The organism is Flavobacterium bizetiae (genome assembly GCF_024271895.1).
GTDB classification, from domain to species: domain Bacteria; phylum Bacteroidota; class Bacteroidia; order Flavobacteriales; family Flavobacteriaceae; genus Flavobacterium; species Flavobacterium bizetiae.
In genome coordinates, this window is the sequence record NZ_CP091861.1 from 2,772,281 (window position 1) to 2,795,723 (window position 23,443).

Here is a 23,443-nt window from a genome sequence, read left to right on the forward strand (position 1 = left end):
AGTTACATGAGTTCAGATTCTAGCAAAAGGTACGCACAAAGAGGTGTTTCGGCATCAAAAGAAGACGTACACAACGCCATAAAAAATATTGATAAAGGTTTATTTCCTCAGGCATTTTGTAAAATTGTTCCAGATTATCTTACCCAAGACGAGGAATATTGCTTAATAATGCATGCAGACGGAGCAGGTACAAAATCCTCTCTGGCGTATATGTATTGGAAAGAAACCGGAGATATTTCAGTTTGGAAAGGAATCGCTCAGGATGCTCTAATCATGAACATCGACGATTTATTATGTGTTGGCGCAACAGATAATATCTTACTTTCATCAACAATAGGAAGAAACAAAAACTTAATTCCTGCTGAGGTTATTTCGGCCATCATCAACGGAACCGAAGAACTAATCAACGAATTAAAATCCTTTGGCGTAACCATTCATTCAACAGGTGGAGAAACCGCAGATGTTGGCGATGTAGTGCGTACCATAATCGTAGATTCTACCGTAACGGCACGTATGAAACGCAGCAATGTTGTAGATAATGCCAACATAAAAGCAGGCGACGTAATCGTAGGTTTAACCTCTTTTGGTCAGGCAACTTACGAAAAAAGTTATAATGGCGGAATGGGAAGTAACGGATTAACATCTGCACGTCACGATGTTTTCGGGAAATACTTAGCCAAAAAATACCCGGAAAGTTACGACGCACTTGTTCCTGAAGAACTAATTTATTCAGGTCAGGTAAATCTAACTGATGAGGTAGAAAACAGCCCAATAAACGCAGGTCAGTTGGTACTTTCTCCAACCAGAACTTACGCTCCAATTATCAAGAAAATTTTAGACACCTACACACCAAACGAAATTCACGGAATGGTACATTGTAGTGGAGGAGCGCAAACTAAAATTTTACATTTCGTTCAAAATTTACACATTATAAAAGACAATTTATTCCCGGTTCCACCATTGTTCAAGTTAATTCAGGAACAATCAAAAACCGATTGGAAAGAAATGTATCAGGTTTTCAATTGCGGTCACCGTATGGAAATCTATGTTCCTGAAAATATCGCACAAGACATCATCGCGATTTCAAAATCGTTCAATGTCGATGCGCAAATCGTAGGTAGAGTAGAAGCAGCCGATGCTAAGAAACTAACCATCACGAGCGAATACGGAACATTCGAATATTAATTTTTTTTGAGTTACAAAGTTACAAAGGTTCTGAGTTGCAAAGGTTTTATATACTGGAGTTTACAACAGAACCTTTTTTATTAATAATCAGCTTTTTTAGGAGCTAATCCCGCTATCCGTTACAATCTTTTGTTTTTTAAAGAAAAAAACAAAAGGATTTTCACTACTATCGGGGCTAAAAAACACCAGGCTATGTACGAATTACTTTTTTGGAGATATTTAGAAGAAGTTTACCTAAACCACCACGAAGTTTACGAAGCTCTTGTAGAAAGAGAAGATGTCGAAGGACTTGAAACACTTCCGGTTCAGGTAATCATGAACAGAATTGCTTCTGTGTTTTCTCAATGGGAAAAAGTAGACGAAAACAGCTGGCAAAATACTGCAGGAAAAGGTGCCTTTCAGGTAATCTCAACACCGCAAAGCATCAAAATCGATTGTTACGGAACTGAGGGTAAAACCATGAATAAACTCGTTGAGATAATGGAAGAATTTAAATGTCCGTTGTACGATCCTCAAGTTCCCGAGCGATATGATGAAATGAGTGAATAATAATCATTTTGAATTTTCTTGATATCTGTAATAATCGCATAAATCCCCAATGTTTAAACACAGGCTTGTCATTTCGACGAAGGAGAAATCTCCGCAAGTAACTCCGCAACGGGATTTCAATCTTTGTCGAGCTTCTCGTGGAGATTTCTCCTTCGTCGAAATGACAATAGTACAGGAATTTTGAGATTTTTGCTTAGTATATGTTCACCAAAATAATATCTCGTAGAGATTACATGTTGGTAGAAAAATATATTCATAAACGCCAAATATTTTGTCCCGTAGGGACTACACATTCAATAAGATCAAAAATCAAAAAGATGAATAAAAATTTCAGTTTTTCAGATAATATTATTTTAGAAGACGATTTAGTTGTATTGCGTTCTTTGCAACAATCAGACGTCGATAATTTATTAGAAATATCCATAAACGAACCAGAAACCTGGAAATATTCGTTAATTGGTGCCGACGGGAAAGAAAATCTGATTAAGTATATCGATTTGGCCATAAAAGCAAGAGAGAACCAAAAAGAATTCCCATTTATTGTTTTCGATAAAAAAACTCAAAAATATGCCGGTTCAACCCGTTTTTACGATATGAACCTTGAATTTAAAACCTTGCAATTAGGTTACACCTGGTACGGTTCTGCCTTTAGAGGAACCGGACTTAATAAACATTGCAAATTCTTATTATTACAATTTGCCTTCGAAACCCTCGGGATAGAACGCGTAGAATTTCGTGCCGATAATAATAACGAACGAAGTATTGCCGCTATGAAAAGTATCGGTTGCAAAGTTGAAGGCGTTTTACGAAACCATATGCCAACAATAAATCCCGAGATTCGTCGTGATTCAATCGTTTTGAGTATCCTTAGAAACGAATGGTTCGATGAGGTAAAAGAAAACCTAAAGCAAAAGCTTTAAAAAAGAACCGTAGGTTCGATCAATATTGTAGGGCTGTCCCGAGGCTTCGGGATTAATCCAGTCTACAAACGATTAGTTATTGGAATTTGGAATTTTAAAAATTAAAAATTTTAATCTCCCTATCCATCATGCAAAATAAGATCCTGTTCCTTTCTTAGTTTTGCAACAAGACTATCAACGTAGGTTTTTATCTTCTGTGGTAATAAATTCCAGTCTTTATCCTTTTTAAAACTTCTGCAATAATCTAAATCACATTCTATAGCACGAATTGCGTATTTTTTGTTTTTGTAAACCGTAATAATTTTAACCCGTCTTATTTCATTATTTTCATTTCTGGTTCCGTAAACAATTACAGGATCGATATAGCCATCGCCGTCAAGATCTTTCGTGCTGCAATATTTGGTCCAGAACCAAATATTAGTTTCTTTAGGCTCTGTGTTTTGAAGCAAATCATTAATTCTCCATTTTTCAAGAAAACCACCGTGATCACTCATTGTATAAATCGCCTGAATCTTAGTGTTTAAAGTATCTTTTTTAGAAATAGACTTTTGATTTTCGCACAAAAGCAAATCATAAACGCCCGCTTTATCAGAACATTCAAATGCTTTGTAAATAGGAAAATCGGAAACCTGATTGAGTTCTCTTTCGTTAATCTCACTTTTTGTTAATCTGTAACTTTCTGTTTTTTGGGAAAAGCTCAATATCGAGAAGAAAAACAACAGTAATAAAAAATATTTTTTCATGACTAGAATGGCATTTTTTTAATCAATCAAAGATATTTAAAAGCTTTTTAGTTCCCTAAATTTTATATTTTTTAAAGCGCATATTTTGTTGTATTTTTCTAACCTGAAATTATTAGAAAAACGTTTTAGTAAGTGCCTGATACTGTTTTATAGAAAATATAATGTTTAAAAAAAATACCTGATGAATAGAATAAATTGCAAAAGTTTTCTCTTTGGATTTTCATTTTTAGTGCTTGGCTTTGGAGTGAAAGCCCAAAAGAAAACAATCGAAAAACGTAATCTAATTCAGTACGTTGATCCCATGATTGGTACGGCAAAAATGGGACATACTTATCCCGGAGCGACAGTACCGTTTGGAAGCGTACAATTAAGTCCTGAAACCGATACCATTGCGTACAGTTTAAACGGAAAATACAACGGAGATGTCTATAAATATTGCGCAGGATATCAATATGAAGACAAAACAATTGTAGGTTTTAGCCATACCCATTTTAGCGGAACAGGACATTCAGATTTAGGCGATTTTTTAATTATGCCCACAACAGGCAAATTGCAATTGAATCCAGGAGTAGCTTCAAAACCATTATCAGGTTACAGATCGGCATTTTCTCATTCGACAGAAAAAGCAGAACCGGCTTATTACAGCGTATTTCTTGAAGATCATAAGATCAAGGCCGAACTCACGGCAACAACAAGAGTAGGAATGCATCAATATACATTTCCGAAATCTGATCAGGCACATATTATTTTGGATCTGACTTCCGGAATTTACAATTACGATAAAAAGAATGTATGGACATTTGTTCGCGTTGAAAATGATACGTTGATTACAGGATATCGCCAGACTAACGGATGGGCGAGAACCAGAACCGTTTATTTTGCCATGTCTTTTAGCAAACCAATTAAAAGCTACGGTCAGGCAGCACTTGAAAAAAGTGTCTACAGAGGTTTTTGGGGAAGATTTGATCAAACCAAGAATTTTCCGGAAATGGCGGGACAAAATTTAAAACTGTTTTTTGATTTCGATACTCAGGAAGGCGAGAAAATCAAAATAAAAATGGCTTTATCTCCTGTAAGTTCTGCCGGTGCGCTCGAAAATATGAAAAAAGAAGTTCCGGGTTGGGATTTCGAAAAAGTAAAAAAACAAAGTCAGGAAGTCTGGAACAACGAACTGAATAAAATTCAGGTAGAAACCGTTCAGAAAGAAGATTTAGTCAATTTTTATACGGCAATGTATCACGCCTTTTTAGGCCCGACAGAATACATGGATTTAGACGGAAATTATAAAGGTTTGGATATGAATGTTCATAAAGCCGAAAACTTTAAAAACTATACCAGCTATTCGTTATGGGATACCTACAGGGCTTTACATCCTTTATTTAATTTGGTACAGCCAAGAAGAAATTCGGATATGATCAGTTCAATGTTGGCACATTCAGATCAGAGTGTACATAAAATGCTGCCAATCTGGTCACATTATGCCAATGAAAACTGGTGTATGATTGGGTATCATTCTGTTGCTGTAGTTGCTGATGCGATTGTAAAAGGCAATACTAATTTTGATCCTGAAAAAGCGCTTCAGGCGTGTGTAAACACAGCAAAAGTACCTTATTATGACGGATTGGAATATTATATGACAAAGGGTTATGTTCCTGAAGATAAAAACGGAGCTTCGGTTTCTAAGACTTTAGAATATGCTTATGATGACTGGGCAATTGCACAGGCAGCGAAAAAATTAGGTAAAACAGAAATCTATAATGAATTTATCGAAAGGTCTAAAAATTATAAAAACGCTTATGATGCAAAAACGGGTTTTATGCGACCTAAATTAAACGACGGAACTTTCAAAAAAGAATTCGATCCTCTTGATACGCACGGACAAGGATTTATAGAAGGAAATTCATGGAATTACAGTTTATACGTTCCGCAGGATCCTGCTGATATGATTAAAATGATGGGAGGAAATGATAAATTTAATGTAAGATTAGATTCGTTGTTTAGCATGCATTTGCCGGATAAATACTTTGAAAACACAGAAGATATTACCAGAGACGGAATCATTGGGAATTATGTGCACGGAAACGAGCCTTCGCATCATGTTGTGTATTTGTACAACTGGACCAATTCGCCTTGGAAAGCGCAGGATAAAATTAGAATGATCCTGAAAAAAATGTATCGTAATGGAGCTGACGGTTTAGGAGGAAATGATGATTTTGGGCAAATGAGTGCCTGGTATATTTTTAGCAGTTTAGGTTTTTATCCAGTTGCTCCGGGTTCTGACGAATACGCATTGGGAAGTCCGTTAGTGAAAAAAGGGATTTTTAATTTAGACAACGGTAAAACTTTTGAAGTAGAAACGGTAAATCAATCGGATAAAAATGTGTTTGTGAGTAAAGTACTTTTAAATGGAAAACAATTAGAGAAGCCTTTCCTGAAACATGAAGATGTAATAAACGGTGGGAAAATTACTTTTTATATGAGTTCTAAACCGAACAAGAAGAATTACAAGAACTAATGAATTTGCCCACGGATTTGACAGATTAAGCGGGTTTACGCGGATTTTTTATTGTTACTGTGAGTGAAATCGGGTTGAAAAAGTTTCGCGCAGATTTTGCAGATCTCAGCAGATTTAAAAAAAATCTTTTTTAATCCTTTTAATCTGTGGCAAAAAAAGACAATTATAATTCGTGAAAATTAGTGCAATTCGTGGCGAAAAAATTAATAATAGTCAAACATGAAGAGACTTTGCAAAAACTTCCCGAAATTTGCGCTTTAAATAAAAGTAAATATGAAAATAAATCTAAAATCAGGAATTGATAAATTGCTTTTCGGAATGAAGCAAAATGATGTTACGGCTGCTTTAGGAAAACCGGACAAAAATTATGTAGATGAAGATGAAAATGTAATTTTTGTTTACAATGCACACAAAATAAGATTGACATTTTATCAGGAAGAAGACTTGAAATTAGGTTATTTGGTAGCGTCAAGCAATGATTTAGAGGTTTTTGGATTCAAGTTAATTGGAAGAAAAATTGCCGATGTAAAGAAAGATTTTGCTACAAAAGCAATTACAAAATATACTCAGGAGACTTTTGATACTTTTGAGAATTATTTTAACGAAGACAACTGGTTCATTCTTCAAACTGAATTTGATGAAGTGGTGAAGTTTGAAATTGGTGCAATCATCAACGATAAAGACGAATTTGACTGGAAGTTTCCGGTGAAGAAATAAGCACAATCTTGTCATCCTGACGAAGGAAGGATCACACTAGTTTATCGATAAAGAATGTCGACAATCTTTGCAGAGTTTCTCGTGTGATCCTTCCTTCGTCAGGATGACAAAAAAACAAAAGCCGACAATTATTGTCGGCTTTTTTTGTGTTGATGATTCAGAGGTTAATGGCTGCAATATTACACGATAGTTCTTGACTCCTCTAAAGCCCTAGCCCTGATGGGAACGGCATCCTTTTGTGGTGGGGTTCACCACAAAAGATACAGAGGACAGCAGGAAATAGCTCCTTATTTTTATTATTTATAATTTTCAGAAAAAACATAAATATAATTTTGTCAGACTGAGCGAAGTCGAAGCCCTGTAAGCCGAATCACTTTGCGGGACTTCGACTTCGCTCAGTCTGACAGGCTAAAACAAAAAAACCGACAATCACTTGTCGGTTTTTTTTATGTTTCTAAAAGAAGATTATCCTTTTAACCATGCATTTTTAAGTTTCTCTTTTGAAGCATCTATGGCTTTAAAAGTGTCTTTTTCTTCAAATGGTATTTTTACAGTTCCTTTGATGGTTTGTTCTTTTCCATCGCGTTTGATTTTAATAGTGATAGGATCGTTTTCTTTCCAGTTTTCACTTTCGGTAATCAAATCGTAAATATTGTCTAAGTTGTATGTTTTACCGTTTACAGCAAGGATTTGATCGTTTGCTTTAAGATTTAAGTTGCTAAAAAATACATTAAGATCGATTTTAGGACGAACGCTTATTATTTTAGTTGCCTGATCAACACCAATATACGGAGCTTGTCCTTTGATGAAAATTGATCCCGGAACTTTTTCTGATGCATTGCCTACACCAACTTTTGCTAAATAAAAATCGTAAGGAATTGGAGTGGTTCCCTGAACATATTTAGTTAAAAATTCTCCAACTTCAGGATACGTAAGCTGAGTGATTTTAGCAAAAAGCTCATCATCATTAAATGGTTTTTCTACGCCGTATTCGTCAGATAATTTATGCATTAGATCAAGAATTCCTCTTTCGCCGTTGCTTTTTTCTCTAATGATAATATCGATACACATACCAATTAAAGCTCCTTTTTGGTACACGTTTAAATATTGATCTTTATAAGGCTGCTCTAATACATTTTTGCTCATTACAGTAAACGACATTGTATCATTAAGGCCTTTTGCCTGCTCGATTTTATCAGCAATACGAGTATAGAATTCAGGTTCGGTAATTAGCCCCTGATTGATCTGGAACAGGTTTGCGAAATATTCTGTAACTCCTTCGTACATCCATAAATGCTCAGACATTTTTGGTGCATTATAGTCAAAATACTGGATTTCTTTTGAGTGAATAGTTAATGGCGTTACGATATGAAAAAACTCATGCGAAACGACATCTTTCATTGATTCTACCAGTTTTTCTTTTGGCATAGATTCCGGCAGAACAACGGTAGTTGCAGTAGGATGTTCTAAAGCTCCAAAACCGTGAGCATCGTCTTTTGCCATGCTTGATAAATACAATAAAACAGTGTATTTTTTAGTTGCATTTACTTTTCCTAAAAAGTTCTTTTGTGCGGTCATGATGGTTTTCATTTCCGGAGTGATGCTTTCGGCAGTAAATTTTCCTGTAGGAGAGTAGACAGCGATTAAAATTTCCATTCCGTTTACGTTAAAAGTCGTATAATCCGGCTTAGAATACATGATTGGGTTTTCGACTAAAACTGCGTAACGTGGCGTTGTAAATACGTCGCTTGTATTACTTGCGTCCTGATCTGTCATTGAAGTAGCTCCCCAAAGTGTTTCAGGATGTGTGATAGTTACTTTATAAGGAATGTCTAATTTATCCTGAAAATAACCTACAAAACCATGCGTGTTGACCATGAAGTTAACTCCTGCATTTATGTTGGTTCCGGCTGGCGAAAAAACGTCATCGTTACCAAATCCGGTTCCTTTTTCAGTATCAAAAGTATCTCCTACTAAATAGGTTACTTTTTTTAATTTTTTTGCATCAGAAATCGACCATGAGTTATCATCGATTCTTTTTACTGCTAAAGGATTACCTTTTGCATCAAAAGCTTTAAAATCGTCTGAAAATTTACCGTAATTATCTGTAGAATACGTTCCCGGAACTGTTTTTGGGATACTGTAAATTACCTGGTCGGTTTTTATTTGTGGCGGTGTAACGGTTACAAGTACTTTGTCATCTTTTACATCAATAAGATCAATGTTAACACCTACGACATTTGCGGCACCAGATGAGCTTCCTGTTTTACAGCTCCAAAGAGTTGCTGCAAGAGCTAAGGTGTAAATTATTTTTTTCATTTATTCGAGTTTAGTTATTCGTATATGACTTATAAATTACAGAAAAGTTACATTATCAATAAAAATAATAAAAAAACTCCTGAATTTCAGGAGTTCTGTCTTAGTCTAGTTTGTTTTTTATGTAATATTTACCATCCAGATCTTCGTCAAAATCATCTATTTTAACGGGCTTTGGTTTTGGTTTATTTGCAATTGCCTTTTTTTTCCACATCTCAAATTTTTCAAGTGGCATCTTCTTTTTCATGATTTCCAGAACTTCTTTTTCTGCCAATCCAAATTCCTTTTTAATGATCTCAAATGGATTTTTTTCTTCTAAGGCTAACGAAACAAGTTTTTCGGTTTGCTCCCAATTCAATTCTTTGCGGTTACTCTTTTTCATCACGTGAAAATTAATTCAATATAGGGGTTAATGATTAATAGATTGATTTTCAATTTAAGTATCAATATTAATAAAAAAAATAATTAGTTGGTTCGATCTATGTTATTTTTTTTAATGATTTTAACTGTTTTTTGCAGATCTCGATTTTTGAAACGGAATTTGCAATAAATTTTTCAATTGATTGTTTTCTTCAGGCTCCATATGTGTATCTACTCCGTAAACTAATTTTTCTTTTGAAAGTGTTGTAAAAGTGCCAAAAAGCCGATCCCAAACTGAAAAAATATTGCCGTAATTACTATCTGTATATGGCAAAACATAATGATGATGTACTTTATGCATATTGGGCGAAATGATGATATAACTTAAAAAAGTATCTAGTTTTTCTGGCAAAGAAATGTTGGCATGATTAAATTGTGAAAAAATAACAGAGAGACTCTGATACAGGAAAACCATCCACATAGGACTTCCTACGATAAGAACCCCCAGTGTTGTAAATATAAACCGAATTACGCTTTCTCCCGGATGATGTCTATTGGCGGTTGTAGTATCGATCCAGGTATCTGTATGGTGAACGATATGAAAACGCCATAGAAACTTTATTTTGTGCTGAACAAAATGGGCAAGGTAAGCGCCAATTAAGTCTAAGAGAAGTAACCCAATCAGGGTATAAAGCCAAATAGGAATTTTGGGTATCCACTGCAGTATTCCGAAGTGATTTTCTGTTGTCCAGCTTGCAGTTTTAATCAGGATAAAAGCCAATACAAAGTTGACAATAATAGTAGTAAATGTGAGGAAGAAATTAATTCCTGCGTGTGGCCATTTTTTATATTTCATCTGAAACAGCGGAAAGGTATTTTCGATAAGCCAGAAAATGGTAATTCCTCCCACCAGAATCAAACTTCTGTGCAGGGACGGAATTGTACTGAAATATGCTATAATATCGTTCATAAGTAAAAATTAGATTGGTGGAAATTTGTAATCTGTTTTCTATGAAGAGATTAATTTGAAATAGTGGCATATAAAAAAAGAGAAAACCGAATATAAATATATCTGATTTTCTCTTTAAAAGTGAGTTATAAGGTGTTTTTTTTATGCTTTTTTAATCAGGCTGATTAAAAATAATAATACCCATGCTCCTCCAACAGCAATTAGAATTTGCCAAAGAAGTCCGCCGCCGCCTATGCCAAGATTACCGGCGATCCAGCCGCCAATAATTCCGCCAACAATTCCAACGACGATATTACCTAATAATCCAAAACCTGCGCCTTTCCAGATTTGACCCGCAAGCCATCCTGAAATTGCTCCTATCAATAAGAAATATTAAAATGACATATGATAAATTTTTAATGGTTAATTGATTTGATTAAGCAGCGTCGTGATTTTGTAATAAGGTTTTGTATAAAAATCCAGCCACAATTGCGCCTAAAATTGGTGCAACCCAAAATAACCAAACTTGCGATAATGGTTCTCCTCCTGTAAAAATTGCCTGAGATAAAGATCTTGCAGGGTTAACAGATGTATTTGTAATTGGAATACTGATTAAGTGAATTAAAGTTAATGCTAAACCAATAGCGATACCGGCAAATCTACCGTTTGCAAATTTATCTGTAGCACCAAGGATTACCAATAAGAAGAATAATGTTAGAACAAATTCAGCAATAAAGGCTGATGCCAATGAATATCCGTCTGGTGAGAACGCTCCGTAACCGTTTGATGCAAAAGCTCCGGCTTGCGTATTGTTAATTGCATTTCCTGCTTTTCCTGACCAGATAATAAATAATGTTCCGGCAGCTGCAAGAGCACCAATACATTGAGCAACGATGTAAGGAACAAGGTCTTTTGCCGGAAATCTTCCGCCAGCCCATAAACCAAATGATACTGCAGGATTAAAATGCCCGCCAGAAATATGCCCTACAGCGTATGCCATCGTTAATACTGTTAAACCGAAAGCTAATGCAACTCCTGCAAATCCAATTCCTAAATTAGGAATTCCAGCAGCAAAAAGTGCGCTTCCACAACCTCCAAAAACTAGCCAATAAGTTCCAAAAAACTCTGCAAATAATTTTTTCATAATAAAATAATTTTAATTAATAGTTGATTGTTAAAGGGTATATTGGTATGCCCAAAAAATCAAAACAAATTGTAAGGGCAAACGTACAAATAAAATCCAATTTGGTAAACCAAAACTTGCTTTTTTATTTTGATACATAAAAAGATTTGCAGGAAATACAGCAATTAGCAATGCAATAATTCCCCACGCAGCAAAATTTGTTGTGTAACTAACCATTAGGAGTATGCCAAGAGCAATCTCGGCACCTCCGCTTAAAATATTTATTAATTTGGGGTTTGAAAAAAAAGGAGGAATGATCCTGACATACATTCCGGGATTTCTAAAATGATTTAATCCGGCAATAATATAGAGCGCAGCCATTAAGTATAAATGCCAAGGTAAATTCATGATATGTGATTGTTTATCACGAATTTATAAAAAAATTAACAATTATTACATTACAAGTCTCTTTTTTTTAGATCCCGATAAATTAAGTTAATTTTTACGCTTAAAATTTACGTTCATAATAATTATGGCAAGAATAATGAGGACGATTCCAATCCATTGAGAAAGAATAACTTTTTCATCTAATAATACATACGCCATCATTACAGAAACAGGAAGTTCAAGTGCAGAAACGATACTTCCTAAACCAATTCCGGTAAGAGGGAAACCTGCAGTCATAAGCATTGGCGGAATAATAGTACCAAAAAGAGCTAAGATAATTCCCCATTTTAAGAAGATCTCAAAATTAAAAGGTGTAACCTGAGTAGCAATTGCGAATGAAAACACGATTATTGATCCACCTAAAAGCATATATAAACTACGTTGTGCCGATGAGATCTCTGTAGCAACGCTATTCGCTGTAAACATAGTTGTAGTAAATGATGCAGCAGCCAAAACTCCCCATGCAAGACCACGCCAGTCAAGAGCAACATCGTTATGAATAATATTGGTCGCCAAAACAGTACCAATAAGTACAATGATTACGGCAATTACTTTTTGTTTTGATGGTAATTTCTTTTCTAAAATCATTTCTAATAAAACTCCCATCCAAACGGTTTGCATCAATAAAACGATACCAATAGATACGGGAATGTATTTTACCGCCAGATAATAGAATAAACTTGTCATACCTAATGAAGTACCCGCAAGCATTAAACTGAAGATATTTTTTTTGGTCGCTTTTACAACCTTTTCTTTATGTTTTGCTTTTTGAAAAGCGTTTATCAATAAAATACCAATGATTCCTAATATAAATTGAGATGTGGTTACTTCGGCAGTTGTATATCCTTCTGAATAAGCCATTTTTACAAAAGTGGCTAACATTCCGTAAGTTGTAGCACCTATTGCTACTAAAAAAACTCCCTTTAATACATTGTTTTGTGACATCTTAACTTATTTAGATTAAAAAAATAAAGCCGGCAAAGCTAAGCTATTTTGTTTAGGATTTAATAGAAAACAGCCAGAAACATTATTATGAGTTTGGTTTGTAGTCTAATTTGGATTGTAATATTGTGAATTTGATATAATTGGAGGAAATAAAAAAACCGTCAAAAATATAGATTTTGACGGGTTTGAAATATATTGGGATATAAATAAGTCTTATTTTGCTGCAGGCTGGTTTTGGTAGGTTTCGATTTCGAAAACTAAAGTTGAGTTTGGCGGAATAACTCCTCCTGCACCTTTTTCTCCGTAAGCTAAATTAGAAGGAAGAAAGAATATTGCTTTTTCTCCGTCAGTCATCATGTCTAATGCTTCAATAAAACCAGGAATCATTCCGTCTTTTTTACCTACTGCAAAAGGAAAAGCCTGATATCCTTTTTGAGCGTCACGGTTTGCATCATATTTACCGTAAGCTTTTGCTACGCTTGCTATACTGCTGTCAAAAAGATTTCCGTTTTCAAAATATCCTGCGTAATGAAAATAAATGTTAGAACCTTCAGCTCCTTTTACACCAGTTCCTTTTTTTGTAATTACATATTTTAAACCAGATGCAGTTGTAGTCGCTTTTGCTTTAGTAGCGGCAAAATATGCTGCTTTTTCAGTTACTACTTTTTGAGATTCTGCTTTTTTAGCTTCTTGCTTTTTTTCGTCATCAGCTAACACTTTTACAGCATTAAACTTTTTAGCGGCTTCACCTTTGCGGGTAATGGTAATTTTTGTCATGATATCATCCTGAACAATTTTATTTACATTATCCATTCCTGAAACTACATGACCAAAAATAGTATGTTTTCCGTTTAACCAAGGAGTTTCTTTGTGTGTGATAAAAAACTGACTTCCATTTGTAGCAGGACCTGAATTTGCCATAGCCAAAACACCGCCTTTTTCAAATTTTAGTTCTTCAACAAATTCATCTTTAAAAGAATATCCAGGACCTCCTGTGCCGTTTCCGTCCGGATCTCCACCCTGAATCATAAAGTCATTAATAACCCTGTGAAACTTTAATCCGTCGTAAAATGGTTTTCCTTTTAGTCTTTCCACTTTTACATTTGGATTATTCCCTTCGGCCAAAGAAATAAAGTTGGCTACTGTAACCGGTGTTTTTACATATTCTAATGCAACTACGATATCTCCTTTTGTAGTTGATATTGTAGCAAAAATTCCATCGTTTGGATTTGTTGGCGGAGCTACTTTTGTTGCCGTTTTAGCTGCAGGAGCTTTTGGTTTTGCTACGGGTTTCTTTGTCTGAGCCTGAATATTTACTACTGCCAGGCAAAATAAAAATAGAAATTTAAACTTCATGATGTTCAGAATTTAAGTCTATGTTAATCTTTTAAATTGTAATTATTGTGGCTTTTCTAATAATTGAATTTCGAAAATAATGTTAGCATTTGGCGGAATTACTCCTCCGGCTCCAGTTGCTCCGTAAGCTAAATGAGACGGAATAAAAAGAATGGCTTTATCTCCAAATGAAAGCTGCTCGATTCCTTCAATGAATCCCGGAATCATACCGTCTTTACGACCTGCCTGAAACGGAATTGGCTGATAACCGTGTTGTTCTGCTCTCGCTGCATCAAATTTTCCAAATGCTTTATTAACTTCTGGAACGCTTGAATCAAATAAAGTTCCGTCTTCTAAGAAACCTGAATAATTAATGTATAATTGAGCTCCGTTAGCTGGTTTTTTACCAGTTCCTTTTTCTGTAATAATATATTCTAAACCACTGCTTGTTTTAGTAGCTTTTGGTTTTTGAGCAGCATAATAAGCAGCTTTTTCTGCCTGAACACCTGCGTATTTGCTTTTTTCTTTAGCGATTTCTGAGAAGTAATCAGTAAAAACTTTAACAGCGTCAAACTTTTTAGCAGCTTCACCGTTTCTGATAATGGTTACAGCAACAATAGTATCACCTTGTTTTACCTGATTTACAACTTCCTGACCTTTTTCTACCACATGTCCAAAAACAGTATGTTTTCCGTCTAACCATGGAGTTTCAACATGTGTGATAAAAAATTGACTGCTGTTTGTTCCAGGTCCGTTATTGGCCATTGCCAAAACTCCTGCTTTGTCAAATTTTAAATCATTAATTTCATCTTTAAATTTATATCCTGTATCTCCAGAACCAGTTCCTTCAGGATCTCCGGTCTGAATCATAAAGTTTTCAATAACCCTGTGAAATTTTAACCCATTAAAAAAAGGTTTCTTTTTTAGGTAATCTTTTGTTACAAACTCATTTTTACCTTCGGCAAGAGTTACAAAGTTAGCTACAGTAACAGGTGCTTTTGTATAATCTAATTCAACAATAATGTGCCCTTTATTGGTTTCAATATCTGCATATAAACCATCAGGTAGGTTGCTGTGCTCATCTTTACAAGAATATAATGAGCTAACGGTAACAGCAAGTAATAATAGAATACTCTTTTTCATTTTTAAAATGTTGTTTTTATGGGTTTATTGTATCTTTTTTAGTTGGGGCTGCAGGTTTTGGTGTTGCAGGTTTTGGAGCAGCAGTACTTTGTGTCTGACCCGCTACAGGTGCTGGTTTAGCTGCTGGATCCGGTACAAAATTACGAAGGGTAACCGTACAAATTAAGGATTGATTTGGGCCAATTTTTTTGTTATCGCCATGATATCCGTACGCCATATGCGAAGGAAATAAGAACGTTACAGTTTCGTTTTTATGCATCATTTTAATACCATCACGCAATCCCATCATGATATCTTGTTTGTCTACATAATACGTTTGCGGACCAAGATCAGCTTCAGAATAAATAATCTTACCGTCGATATCTTTTACTTCCAGATTAAAATAAGCGATATCTCCTTTTTTAGGAGCGCTAAGATCTGTGGTATTTCGTTCGTCGTAATACAGCCAATATCCTTTTCTGGTAGCGTAATATTTTGTTTTTGGATTGTTTTTGATGATCTTTTTAATCACATCTTCTTCATTGGCCACAAGTTTTTTGTTTCTGTCGACCGATTTTTTCATGAAGGTACCCGAAGCCTGAGAAATAGGTCTTCTGGCTTCTTCGTGTTGCTTACAGCTCACCAATAAAACAGCAAAAAGTAGGGCGTAAATGCTTCGTTTTAAATAGTTCATATAGGATTATATTTTTAGTTTGTTTACTAAATCTTCAAATTTCTTCACGGTTTCTTCCATCGAAACGTCTGATCTTCCGCCGGCTGCATTGCTGTGTCCGCCACCATTAAAGTGATCTCTGGCAAATTGGTTCACATCAAATCCGCCTTGCGAACGGAAAGAAATCTTGATGATTTTCTCGTCTTTATTTTCGATAAAAATAGCAGTAAAAACAATACCTTTTATACTTAATCCGTAATTTACGATTCCTTCTGTATCACCTTTTACATAATCAAAAGAATCCAGTTCAGCCTGAGTAAGCGTAGTATATGATGTTTTATGTTCCTCAAGCACTTTCATATTCTGTAAAGCGCGACCTAATAATTGCAAACGGCTGTATGAGCTGTTATCAAATAATAAAACAGGAATTTGAGTATTCTCAACTCCCAGATCAATTAATTCAGCAATAATTCGGTGCGTGTTTCCTGTTGTTCCCGGAAAACGAAATGAACCCGAGTCAGTTAATATTCCGGTGTAGATGCAAGTCGCAATGGTTTTGTCTAAATCTTCTTTTTTTCCTAAGAAAGAAATGAAGTTATACACCATTTCACAAGTTGATCCAAAAGAAGTATCAGAATACATATAAGCAGCATAATCGTCTGGCTTTTGATGATGATCGATCATAATAAACGGAGCTGTTAGCTTTGCTAAAGTATGTTCCATTTCGCCCGTACGATGAAAAGCATTAAAGTCTAATGTAAAAATCAGCTCGGCTTCTTCTAATATTTTGGTGCAGTTTTCAGTATCTTTTTCAAAGATTTTTACCGTTTCAGAACCTGGTAACCAAGCTAAAAAATCCGGAAAATCGTTTGGAGCAATCACAGTTGGCTGGTGATTGTTTTTTAATAAAAAATGGTATAACCCTAATGTTGAACCCATAGCATCGCCGTCAGGACCTCTATGCGGAATTATGGCGATTTTCTTTGGGGTAGCGAGTAACAATTGTATCGCTTGAATATCTTGTATTTTCATAGTGTGCGAATTTACATTTTTTTAATGTAATGTTGAAATCATTTTACAGATTAACACACTTTTATTAGTTGTCAGTTTTCGGTCGCGGTTTTCAGTGCAAACTGTAACTGAAAACTGTCACTGCGACTAAATTAAAGCCACTTTTGATATAACTTATATTTCGCTCCTTTTACAATTTGCGATTTATAAATTCCTACAGAGCCTGAAGAAAAATAGGCGATGGTACATGCAATTGCAATGAAAATTCCAGGTTGAATTCCGAAAAGTTCCATGCCCATGATGGTGCAGGCGATAGGCGTGTGGGTCGCGCCAGAGAATACTGCAACAAAGCCTAAGCCGGCCAATAGCGCTATTGGTAATGGAATAATTAGGGATAAAGCACTTCCTAAAGTAGCGCCAACAAAAAACAATGGCGTTACTTCTCCTCCTTTAAAACCAGCTCCGAGAGTAAATCCGGTAAATAGAATTTTAAGCAGAAAATCGTACCATGCATTGGCATTCGAAAATGAATCTACAATTACAGGAACGCCTAATCCTGAGAATTTTGTAAATCCAAGACCTGCAATGGCAATGGCGAGAATAATTCCGCCAATAAAAGGACGTAGCGGCGGATATTTAATTTTAGAAAAAAGTGATCCCCAGAAATGTGTACTTCTGGAAAATAATAAAGCAGCAAAACCGGATAGAATTCCGATAATGATAACGTAAATTAAATTTATAAAAGTAAAATCAGGAACTACAGGAATGCTATAATGTGTGTGTTTGACCTGCCAAAACTCGACAGTAAAGTATGCTGCATAAGCTACAAGAAATGATAAAATAGTACTTTTTAAGTTAATTTTACTAAAGTATAAAACTTCCAAAGCAAAAATAGCACCCGCCAGTGGAGTTCCAAAAACCGATGCAAAACCGGCACTAATTCCCAAAATAATCAGAATTTTTCTTTCGGAATTATCTAATTTAAAAAGCTTTGTAAATTGATCTGCAATTGCACCGCCCATTTGTACAGCAGTTCCTTCACGACCTGCAGAACCTCCAAATAAATGTGTAAGTAAAGTTCCTAAAAGTACTAAAGGAGCCATTTTAAACGGAATGACTTTCTGAGGATTTTCGTATTCTTCGAGTAGTAAATTATTTCCTTTTACAACAGATTCTCCCCAATAGTAATAACTTAAACCTACTAATAAACCACCAAAAGGCAAAAGCCAGATAATCCAGTCGTGGTGAATTCTATATTGTGTAACCCATTCGAGGGCAACTAAGAAAAATGCAGATGCAGATCCAGACAAAATACCAATTAAAACACAAATGAGAATCCATTTGAAAATCGTAAAAAGTATTTGTTTTGGGTTTTGAAAGCTCATTAATAGTTTAAAGTTTTTCTTGCCACGAATTTCACTAATTTTCACTAATTTCTTGATGTTTTTGCGATTTTTTTTGCCACAGATTAAAAGATTAAAAAGGATTTCTTTTTTATATTTAACCATCTTTGATGGTTTTAATTTTAGCTGTGAATTTTCAGTAATAAAAAAAAGCTAACAAAACTTTAAAGACCTGATTAAAAATAATCTTTTAATCTGTGGCAAAAAAAATAATTCGCGAAAATTAGTGCAATTTGTGGCAAAAAAACATTTGTATTAAAAAATTACTGCACAACAGCTGTAAATTCAATTTCAACTAAATATTCGGGAGCAACGAGTTTGTTAATTTCATAAAAACCAGTTGTAGGTTTTACATCTTTAAAAAATGAAGCGTGAGCTCTTGCCACTTCTTCAAAAGAAGTAATATCTGTAGTGAAAATTCTGGTTCTGATTACATCTTTCATTCCAACATTCAAATCTTCTAAAACTTTTTCAACACGTTCCAGGATGTTGTAGGTTTGAGCATAAGCATCATCAGCTTTTACTTTTTCGCCATCAACAATTGCCACAGTTCCTGAAACTTCAATGATATTACCAATTCTTACCGCGCGGCAATATCCCATTTTGTCCTCCCAAGGCGATCCTGTTAAGATGTTTTCTCTTTTCATTTTTTTATAGTTTTTTGAATTTGTTTCTTCAATTTAAAATCAAATTCAGGTTCGTTAATTTCGTTGCAATTTATAAAATATGCAAATGAAAAAGAGTATTAGAGACTTGAAATCATTTCGTAAATCTTTCTTTTTTGTGATATTTTGAGGTATAGATTTTTTTGCCACAGATTAATATGATTTTACAGATTATCTATATTGTGCAAAATTGTTGCCACGAATTTACACCAATTTTAATTCGCTTAATTTGTGAAATTTGTGGCAAAAAAACATCACAGCATAAATCATTTTAATCCTGTAATCTGTGGCAAAAAAACTTAATTATTCTATTTGATACTGCTCGTAAAGACGAAGTTTATTTTGAGTAACAGTAAGGTTTTGTTGCAACACTTCGATTTTGTCTAATAGATTCGCGATTACATCCAGGCCTTCTAAATTAATTTTTAGATCATAATGCAGGCGTATCATTTTTTCGACAGCAGGTAATTGTTCGGGTTGTAAATATTCATCTTCTTCAAAGAAAATAATTTTTATCAAACCATAATTATGAAGTTCTGTTATAAAGGTATTTTCAATTTCGTGATACACACAAAACTGTTTTATTTGAATTAAGTTTTTACTATTCATGATTTCTTAATTTAGCTAATTCTTCGAATAATTCTTTTTCTTTTGCAGAAAGCTTTGTCGGAATTTTTAAAGTATAAGTAATGTATAAATCCCCAAACTGATTGTCTTTTTTATAGACAGGAAAACCTTTTCCTTTTAGTTTTACTTTCGTTCCGGGTTGCGTTTCAGGGGCGACTTTTATTTTTACTTTTCCGTCAAAAGTATTCACATAAATTTCTCCTCCTAAAATTGCGGTGTACAAATCAAGATCTACATCGGCATACAAATTATTGCCTTCTCTCTTAAATTCTGAATTATTATCAATTAAAAAAGTAATGTATAAATCGCCATTAGGACCTCCGTTTGCTCCGGGTGCGCCATGATTCGGGATTTTTATTATCTGACCGTTTTCGACTCCGGCCGGAATTGTAATTCGGATGTTTTTTCCGTTTACCGTTAAGTTTTGTTTGTGGGTTGTGTAAGCTGATGCCAGATCAAGCTGTAATTCGGCATTAAAATCCTGTCCTCGATATTTGGCCTGACCTCTTGAGCTTCTTCCGGCAGAACCGTACATAGAATTGAAAAAATCAGAAAAATCACTTCCTGAAAAATCACCTCCGCCAAAATCAGAATAACTTTGACTTCCGCCTTGCTGCTGTCTGGAGTATTGTTGCTGATTAGGATCGTAGCCCGCCTTTTCGAATTCATCAGCATGTTTCCAGTCTTTCCCGTATTTATCGTATTTTTTACGATTTTCAGGATTGCTTAAAACTTCGTTTGCTTCATTTATTTCTTTGAATTTTTTTTCGGCCTCTTTATCATTTGGATTCAAATCCGGATGATATTTTCGGGCTAACTTTCGATATGCCTTTTTAATTTCGGCTTCAGTGGCCGATTTCGTGATATCTAATACTTTATAATAGTCAATGTAGTCCATTTGCTTGTATTTTTAATAAAGATAAATTAAAATATTGAAGTTAATCATAACTTATTAAATGTCAAAACAAAAAGGTCAATTTCGTCTTAATATTGGTATTTTAAGAAATACCAGAGAAGATTATATTTGTTTAAGTTAAATCTTACTTTTTTATAAGAATTTGTAATTATTTATTTTATAATTGCAAAAATAAACTTACAAATAAATGTAAGAATCTAACCTCTTAATCTTTGAATTATGAAAAAACTATCTTTTTTAAAATCAACCTTTAGTCTTGTTCTTGTACTGACGATGTCAATCTTATTAGTAAATTGTAGCTCAAGTAGTGATGATGATAATACGTCATCAGGTACTGCATTTAATCCAGCAAATTTTTCACTAACGATTACAAAGAAAGAAGTGACATCAACTGTTGGTTTAATGATTACATACGATTTAAAAAATATTTCAAAGGAGGCATACAATAATTATACGCAAGGATCTTTTTCTGTAAAGTTTACTGTTAAAAGTACTGATGGAGAGACATTCCAGGATATTGTTACTGTCGATTATATTGATGCAGGAATTACTTTCAGTGGGTTAACTTTTCTAGATTATAGTGAAGTAAAAACTTTAGATCTTTCGACATTAACTGCTGTAATTATTAAGAATAAATAGCATAAAATAAAAGTAATTAAATTGAACCGATTTGTTTTTTTAACAAATCGGTTTTTTTTATAGCTTTTTTGGCAGGTTTTTTGCTTTCCAAAAATTAGCCTAATATATTGTTATAATAGTCTTAAAGTTGTAGTGCCTAATTAAATTATGCTATTTTTGTGATGCTATGCTTTGATCTTATAAAATTTTTAAAAGCCGATTCGATAATACTTTTTCAATGAAGCACATCTTATTTTTCATATTATTTTTTACCGCTGTCACTGTTTCAGCACAGACTGAATTTGGTACAAAATACAGACCTATTGCAGCGCCAAAATTTAGCGCAAAGCCCAAAAAGACTCCTGTCCCAGAGGTTAAAGATCCTCAGGCTCCTAATATGGATATCCCAAGTATTAAAACTCCAAATGTTTTTGATAATACCAGTATTACGCCAAAATCACAATTGCAGGTAGGGGCAGAAAAAAGTAAATTTACGATGTCGACCGAAACTGATTTTGCTAATCCTGGCGATCGTTATATACCTAAAATGGAAAAAGATCTGGATAAAGCTTTAAAAGATGCCGGGCTCAGAGAGGGACGCGGTACTTTGGTAAAAAGAAACATTTCTTTGGGAGATTTTAGGACAAAATCGAAATATTTTATTGTAAAGTTCCGAGATTTTGGAGCTATAGATGGCGATATGGTAAAGGTTTTGTCTAATGATCAGGTTATTAGAGATCAAATCATTTTACAGGCTAATTTTATAGATGTACAAATTAATCTTGTAAATGGTTTTAATAAATTAGATTTTGAAGCTTTGAATATTGGAGCTTTAGGTGGAAATACAGCTGAAATTCGAGTTTATGATGATAAAGGTCAATTGGTAACCAATGATTATTGGGATAATCTTGCAGCAGGATTTAAAGCTTCAATAGTAGTTACAAAAGAAGAATAAGATACAATCAGAATTATTGCATCTTATTCTATACTATTTGTTTTCACTTTTTACATTTCACATTTTACTCTTTTACAAGTTCAGCTTTAGTAGTTGGTTCTCCAGTTTCTTTTAATAAAAAACTAACCAGAATCGCTATCGAAATTCCGATAATCCAAAATAAACCTGCTTGCTGAAAATGTGCCATTTTATCTGTTGTGTCGTTTAGCGTTTGCCCAAATAAACGACTGAATAACGGACTCAAAAGAGTTGTTACTCCAAAAGTTATAAAATTAATGGCTCCTGTAGCACTTCCTTTTACATTATCAGGATTCGCTTCTTTAATGATAGAATACGGAATCATAGCAGCACCTGAACCTACTCCCAATAAAAACATACTGATTTTGGTAGGAAGTAAATCCGGGAAATACAATAACTGAATCAGGCTCAGAATCATAAATAACGCTCCAAATACTAAAACTGGTTTGCGTCGATTTATTTTATCCGTAATATATCCCAGCAACGGACATCCAAATACCCATCCAAAAGCAACCATTGCGCTCGAAATCGTTGCGGTATGAAAATCGAAAGCACGATCTTTCTGAAAAAAATCGACTGCCCATGTCATGGCAAATATGGTAGTGGGAGCAAATAATAATCCAGAGATAATGCCGCATAACCACGATTGGGGATTGCTAAAAACAATTTTGTAAGGTTCAAGCAAGCCTTGTTTTTTTGCAGGCGTTTCTGTTTTTTTCTCGACGACATTTGCCGGAGTTATAAACCAAAGTCCGAAGGCAACGATTATAGTGAAAATTCCGATCGAAAGCCAAAAGGTATTAATATCCATTCCTTTTTCAATCAAAGGACCTACAACAAATTGTCCTGCCGAACCGCCAAGCATTCCAAGACATTGGGTAAAACCAATAGCTGTTGCCAATGATTTTGCCGAAAATCCTTTCGTGGCTAAATATACACAACCCGGAAAAGCAAAAGCACATCCCGCGCCCTGAAACAATCGACCAACGACTCCGCTAAACTGACTTGAAATGATAAATAACAAACAGCCAATTCCTAAAATAAGTGCTCCGGCGAAAAGCGAATATTTAGCTCCAAATCGGTCCAGCGCAATTCCAGCGATCAAACTGCAAGTCGAATAAGTGTAATAATAAGTTCCTATAATAGTAACCAATCGAATCTCATTTACAGAAAAACTCTGTGCAAGTTCCGGAAGCATTACAGCCGGAGAAGACCGTATTACATAATCTAAAAAATAGAAAAGCAAACCAAATACCCATGCAATGATGTAATATTTGGTATATGATTTACTGGTATTGATATCCATAAAATGTATTTATTTTATTTTGAAG

Annotated in this window: 24 protein-coding genes; 7 read left to right on the top strand and 17 right to left on the bottom strand. The window is 34.6% G+C overall.

Translation table 11 applies throughout. The features are described 5' to 3' along the window. Nucleotides 1–6: 6 nt before the first annotated feature. From L0669_RS12005 to L0669_RS12015, 3 genes are all read left to right on the top strand, one after another. Complete coding sequence (locus L0669_RS12005; RefSeq protein ID WP_173970412.1) at nt 7–1,185, top strand: AIR synthase related protein; 1,179 nt, start codon at nt 7–9, stop codon at nt 1,183–1,185. 192 nt (nt 1,186–1,377) lie between these two features. Beyond that, entirely contained in the window at nt 1,378–1,734 is a 357-nt protein-coding gene (locus L0669_RS12010) for a hypothetical protein (protein WP_173970413.1), read from the top strand. Nucleotides 1,735–2,051: 317 nt separating this feature from the next. After that, a complete protein-coding gene (locus tag L0669_RS12015) occupies nt 2,052–2,654 on the top strand; it encodes a GNAT family N-acetyltransferase (RefSeq protein ID WP_263763770.1) in 603 nt (200 codons plus the stop codon). Between the two features lie 119 nt (nt 2,655–2,773). On the opposite strand, the gene L0669_RS12020 is transcribed toward L0669_RS12015, so the two are convergent. Next, a complete protein-coding gene (locus tag L0669_RS12020; RefSeq protein ID WP_263763772.1) occupies nt 2,774–3,397 on the bottom strand; it encodes a M949_RS01915 family surface polysaccharide biosynthesis protein in 624 nt (207 codons plus the stop codon). Nucleotides 3,398–3,578: 181 nt separating this feature from the next. Between L0669_RS12020 and L0669_RS12025 the strand changes: the two genes are divergently transcribed. Together L0669_RS12025 and L0669_RS12030 are read left to right on the top strand one after the other, a co-directional pair. Beyond that, complete coding sequence (locus L0669_RS12025) at nt 3,579–5,912, top strand: GH92 family glycosyl hydrolase (RefSeq protein ID WP_263763774.1); 2,334 nt, start codon at nt 3,579–3,581, stop codon at nt 5,910–5,912. Nucleotides 5,913–6,185: 273 nt separating this feature from the next. Continuing rightward, nucleotides 6,186–6,629, top strand: coding sequence for a hypothetical protein (locus L0669_RS12030; RefSeq protein ID WP_263763776.1), 444 nt, complete (start codon nt 6,186–6,188; stop codon nt 6,627–6,629). A 465-nt stretch (nt 6,630–7,094) separates the two neighbouring features. On the opposite strand, the gene L0669_RS12035 is transcribed toward L0669_RS12030, so the two are convergent. The 15 genes from L0669_RS12035 to L0669_RS12105 all read right to left on the bottom strand — a co-directional run bounded on the left by L0669_RS12035 (nt 7,095) and on the right by L0669_RS12105 (nt 20,503). Then, entirely contained in the window at nt 7,095–8,948 is a 1,854-nt protein-coding gene (locus L0669_RS12035; protein WP_173970420.1) for a M61 family metallopeptidase, read from the bottom strand. A 100-nt stretch (nt 8,949–9,048) separates the two neighbouring features. After that, nucleotides 9,049–9,327 carry a DUF2805 domain-containing protein gene (locus L0669_RS12040; RefSeq protein ID WP_055098339.1) on the bottom strand — a complete coding sequence of 93 codons (279 nt, stop codon included), beginning with the start codon at nt 9,325–9,327 and terminating at the stop codon, nt 9,049–9,051. A 120-nt stretch (nt 9,328–9,447) separates the two neighbouring features. Next, complete coding sequence (locus L0669_RS12045; RefSeq protein WP_263763778.1) at nt 9,448–10,275, bottom strand: sterol desaturase family protein; 828 nt, start codon at nt 10,273–10,275, stop codon at nt 9,448–9,450. 141 nt (nt 10,276–10,416) lie between these two features. Further along, nucleotides 10,417–10,638 (bottom strand): GlsB/YeaQ/YmgE family stress response membrane protein, encoded by a 222-nt coding sequence (locus L0669_RS12050; protein ID WP_263763780.1) that lies wholly within the window; start codon nt 10,636–10,638, stop codon nt 10,417–10,419. Nucleotides 10,639–10,690: 52 nt separating this feature from the next. After that, nucleotides 10,691–11,398 carry an aquaporin Z gene (gene aqpZ / locus L0669_RS12055; RefSeq protein ID WP_263763782.1) on the bottom strand — a complete coding sequence of 236 codons (708 nt, stop codon included), beginning with the start codon at nt 11,396–11,398 and terminating at the stop codon, nt 10,691–10,693. 30 nt (nt 11,399–11,428) lie between these two features. Further along, nucleotides 11,429–11,785 carry a DoxX family protein gene (locus L0669_RS12060; RefSeq protein WP_173970424.1) on the bottom strand — a complete coding sequence of 119 codons (357 nt, stop codon included), beginning with the start codon at nt 11,783–11,785 and terminating at the stop codon, nt 11,429–11,431. Between the two features lie 87 nt (nt 11,786–11,872). Further along, nucleotides 11,873–12,769 carry an EamA family transporter gene (locus tag L0669_RS12065; protein WP_263763785.1) on the bottom strand — a complete coding sequence of 299 codons (897 nt, stop codon included), beginning with the start codon at nt 12,767–12,769 and terminating at the stop codon, nt 11,873–11,875. A 213-nt stretch (nt 12,770–12,982) separates the two neighbouring features. After that, complete coding sequence (locus L0669_RS12070) at nt 12,983–14,125, bottom strand: peptidylprolyl isomerase (RefSeq protein WP_263763787.1); 1,143 nt, start codon at nt 14,123–14,125, stop codon at nt 12,983–12,985. Nucleotides 14,126–14,167: 42 nt separating this feature from the next. Further along, a complete protein-coding gene (locus L0669_RS12075) occupies nt 14,168–15,247 on the bottom strand; it encodes a peptidylprolyl isomerase (RefSeq protein WP_173970427.1) in 1,080 nt (359 codons plus the stop codon). 16 nt (nt 15,248–15,263) lie between these two features. Beyond that, nucleotides 15,264–15,920, bottom strand: coding sequence for a gliding motility-associated peptidyl-prolyl isomerase GldI (gldI, locus tag L0669_RS12080; RefSeq protein WP_263763789.1), 657 nt, complete (start codon nt 15,918–15,920; stop codon nt 15,264–15,266). A 6-nt stretch (nt 15,921–15,926) separates the two neighbouring features. Beyond that, complete coding sequence (locus L0669_RS12085; RefSeq protein WP_263763791.1) at nt 15,927–16,931, bottom strand: DHH family phosphoesterase; 1,005 nt, start codon at nt 16,929–16,931, stop codon at nt 15,927–15,929. A gap of 131 nt (nt 16,932–17,062) precedes the next feature. After that, nucleotides 17,063–18,295, bottom strand: coding sequence for a voltage-gated chloride channel family protein (locus tag L0669_RS12090; protein WP_263763943.1), 1,233 nt, complete (start codon nt 18,293–18,295; stop codon nt 17,063–17,065). A gap of 281 nt (nt 18,296–18,576) precedes the next feature. Further along, nucleotides 18,577–18,960, bottom strand: a complete 384-nt coding sequence (locus L0669_RS12095) for a RidA family protein (RefSeq protein WP_263763793.1) — start codon at nt 18,958–18,960, stop codon at nt 18,577–18,579. 321 nt (nt 18,961–19,281) lie between these two features. After that, nucleotides 19,282–19,587, bottom strand: a complete 306-nt coding sequence (locus tag L0669_RS12100; RefSeq protein ID WP_173970432.1) for a chaperone modulator CbpM — start codon at nt 19,585–19,587, stop codon at nt 19,282–19,284. Further along, complete coding sequence (locus L0669_RS12105; RefSeq protein ID WP_263763795.1) at nt 19,580–20,503, bottom strand: J domain-containing protein; 924 nt, start codon at nt 20,501–20,503, stop codon at nt 19,580–19,582. The genes L0669_RS12100 and L0669_RS12105 overlap by 8 nt, the downstream gene beginning before the upstream one ends. Before the next feature lie 291 nt (nt 20,504–20,794). Here L0669_RS12105 and L0669_RS12110 point away from each other — a divergent pair, with 291 nt between their 5' ends. After that, a complete protein-coding gene (locus L0669_RS12110; protein WP_263763797.1) occupies nt 20,795–21,160 on the top strand; it encodes a hypothetical protein in 366 nt (121 codons plus the stop codon). A gap of 217 nt (nt 21,161–21,377) precedes the next feature. Continuing rightward, entirely contained in the window at nt 21,378–22,094 is a 717-nt protein-coding gene (locus L0669_RS12115; protein ID WP_263763799.1) for a hypothetical protein, read from the top strand. 64 nt (nt 22,095–22,158) lie between these two features. On the opposite strand, the gene L0669_RS12120 is transcribed toward L0669_RS12115, so the two are convergent. Further along, a complete protein-coding gene (locus tag L0669_RS12120) occupies nt 22,159–23,418 on the bottom strand; it encodes an MFS transporter (RefSeq protein ID WP_263763802.1) in 1,260 nt (419 codons plus the stop codon). Between the last annotated feature and the right edge of the window lie 25 nt (nt 23,419–23,443).

Bases quoted from the DNA above. Each gene is read 5' to 3' on its own strand.
- L0669_RS12005 (WP_173970412.1), top strand. From the start codon at position 7: ATGAGTTCAGATTCTAGCAAAAGGTACGCACAAAGAGGTGTTTCGGCA.
- L0669_RS12010 (WP_173970413.1), top strand. From the start codon at position 1,378: ATGTACGAATTACTTTTTTGGAGATATTTAGAAGAAGTTTACCTAAAC.
- L0669_RS12015 (WP_263763770.1), top strand. From the start codon at position 2,052: ATGAATAAAAATTTCAGTTTTTCAGATAATATTATTTTAGAAGACGAT.
- L0669_RS12020 (WP_263763772.1), bottom strand. From the start codon at position 3,397: ATGAAAAAATATTTTTTATTACTGTTGTTTTTCTTCTCGATATTGAGC.
- L0669_RS12025 (WP_263763774.1), top strand. From the start codon at position 3,579: ATGAATAGAATAAATTGCAAAAGTTTTCTCTTTGGATTTTCATTTTTA.
- L0669_RS12030 (WP_263763776.1), top strand. From the start codon at position 6,186: ATGAAAATAAATCTAAAATCAGGAATTGATAAATTGCTTTTCGGAATG.
- L0669_RS12035 (WP_173970420.1), bottom strand. From the start codon at position 8,948: ATGAAAAAAATAATTTACACCTTAGCTCTTGCAGCAACTCTTTGGAGC.
- L0669_RS12040 (WP_055098339.1), bottom strand. From the start codon at position 9,327: ATGAAAAAGAGTAACCGCAAAGAATTGAATTGGGAGCAAACCGAAAAA.
- L0669_RS12045 (WP_263763778.1), bottom strand. From the start codon at position 10,275: ATGAACGATATTATAGCATATTTCAGTACAATTCCGTCCCTGCACAGA.
- aqpZ (WP_263763782.1), bottom strand. From the start codon at position 11,398: ATGAAAAAATTATTTGCAGAGTTTTTTGGAACTTATTGGCTAGTTTTT.
- L0669_RS12060 (WP_173970424.1), bottom strand. From the start codon at position 11,785: ATGAATTTACCTTGGCATTTATACTTAATGGCTGCGCTCTATATTATT.
- L0669_RS12065 (WP_263763785.1), bottom strand. From the start codon at position 12,769: ATGTCACAAAACAATGTATTAAAGGGAGTTTTTTTAGTAGCAATAGGT.
- L0669_RS12070 (WP_263763787.1), bottom strand. From the start codon at position 14,125: ATGAAGTTTAAATTTCTATTTTTATTTTGCCTGGCAGTAGTAAATATT.
- L0669_RS12075 (WP_173970427.1), bottom strand. From the start codon at position 15,247: ATGAAAAAGAGTATTCTATTATTACTTGCTGTTACCGTTAGCTCATTA.
- gldI (WP_263763789.1), bottom strand. From the start codon at position 15,920: ATGAACTATTTAAAACGAAGCATTTACGCCCTACTTTTTGCTGTTTTA.
- L0669_RS12085 (WP_263763791.1), bottom strand. From the start codon at position 16,931: ATGAAAATACAAGATATTCAAGCGATACAATTGTTACTCGCTACCCCA.
- L0669_RS12090 (WP_263763943.1), bottom strand. From the start codon at position 18,295: ATGAGCTTTCAAAACCCAAAACAAATACTTTTTACGATTTTCAAATGG.
- L0669_RS12095 (WP_263763793.1), bottom strand. From the start codon at position 18,960: ATGAAAAGAGAAAACATCTTAACAGGATCGCCTTGGGAGGACAAAATG.
- L0669_RS12100 (WP_173970432.1), bottom strand. From the start codon at position 19,587: ATGAATAGTAAAAACTTAATTCAAATAAAACAGTTTTGTGTGTATCAC.
- L0669_RS12105 (WP_263763795.1), bottom strand. From the start codon at position 20,503: ATGGACTACATTGACTATTATAAAGTATTAGATATCACGAAATCGGCC.
- L0669_RS12110 (WP_263763797.1), top strand. From the start codon at position 20,795: ATGTCAATCTTATTAGTAAATTGTAGCTCAAGTAGTGATGATGATAAT.
- L0669_RS12115 (WP_263763799.1), top strand. From the start codon at position 21,378: ATGAAGCACATCTTATTTTTCATATTATTTTTTACCGCTGTCACTGTT.
- L0669_RS12120 (WP_263763802.1), bottom strand. From the start codon at position 23,418: ATGGATATCAATACCAGTAAATCATATACCAAATATTACATCATTGCA.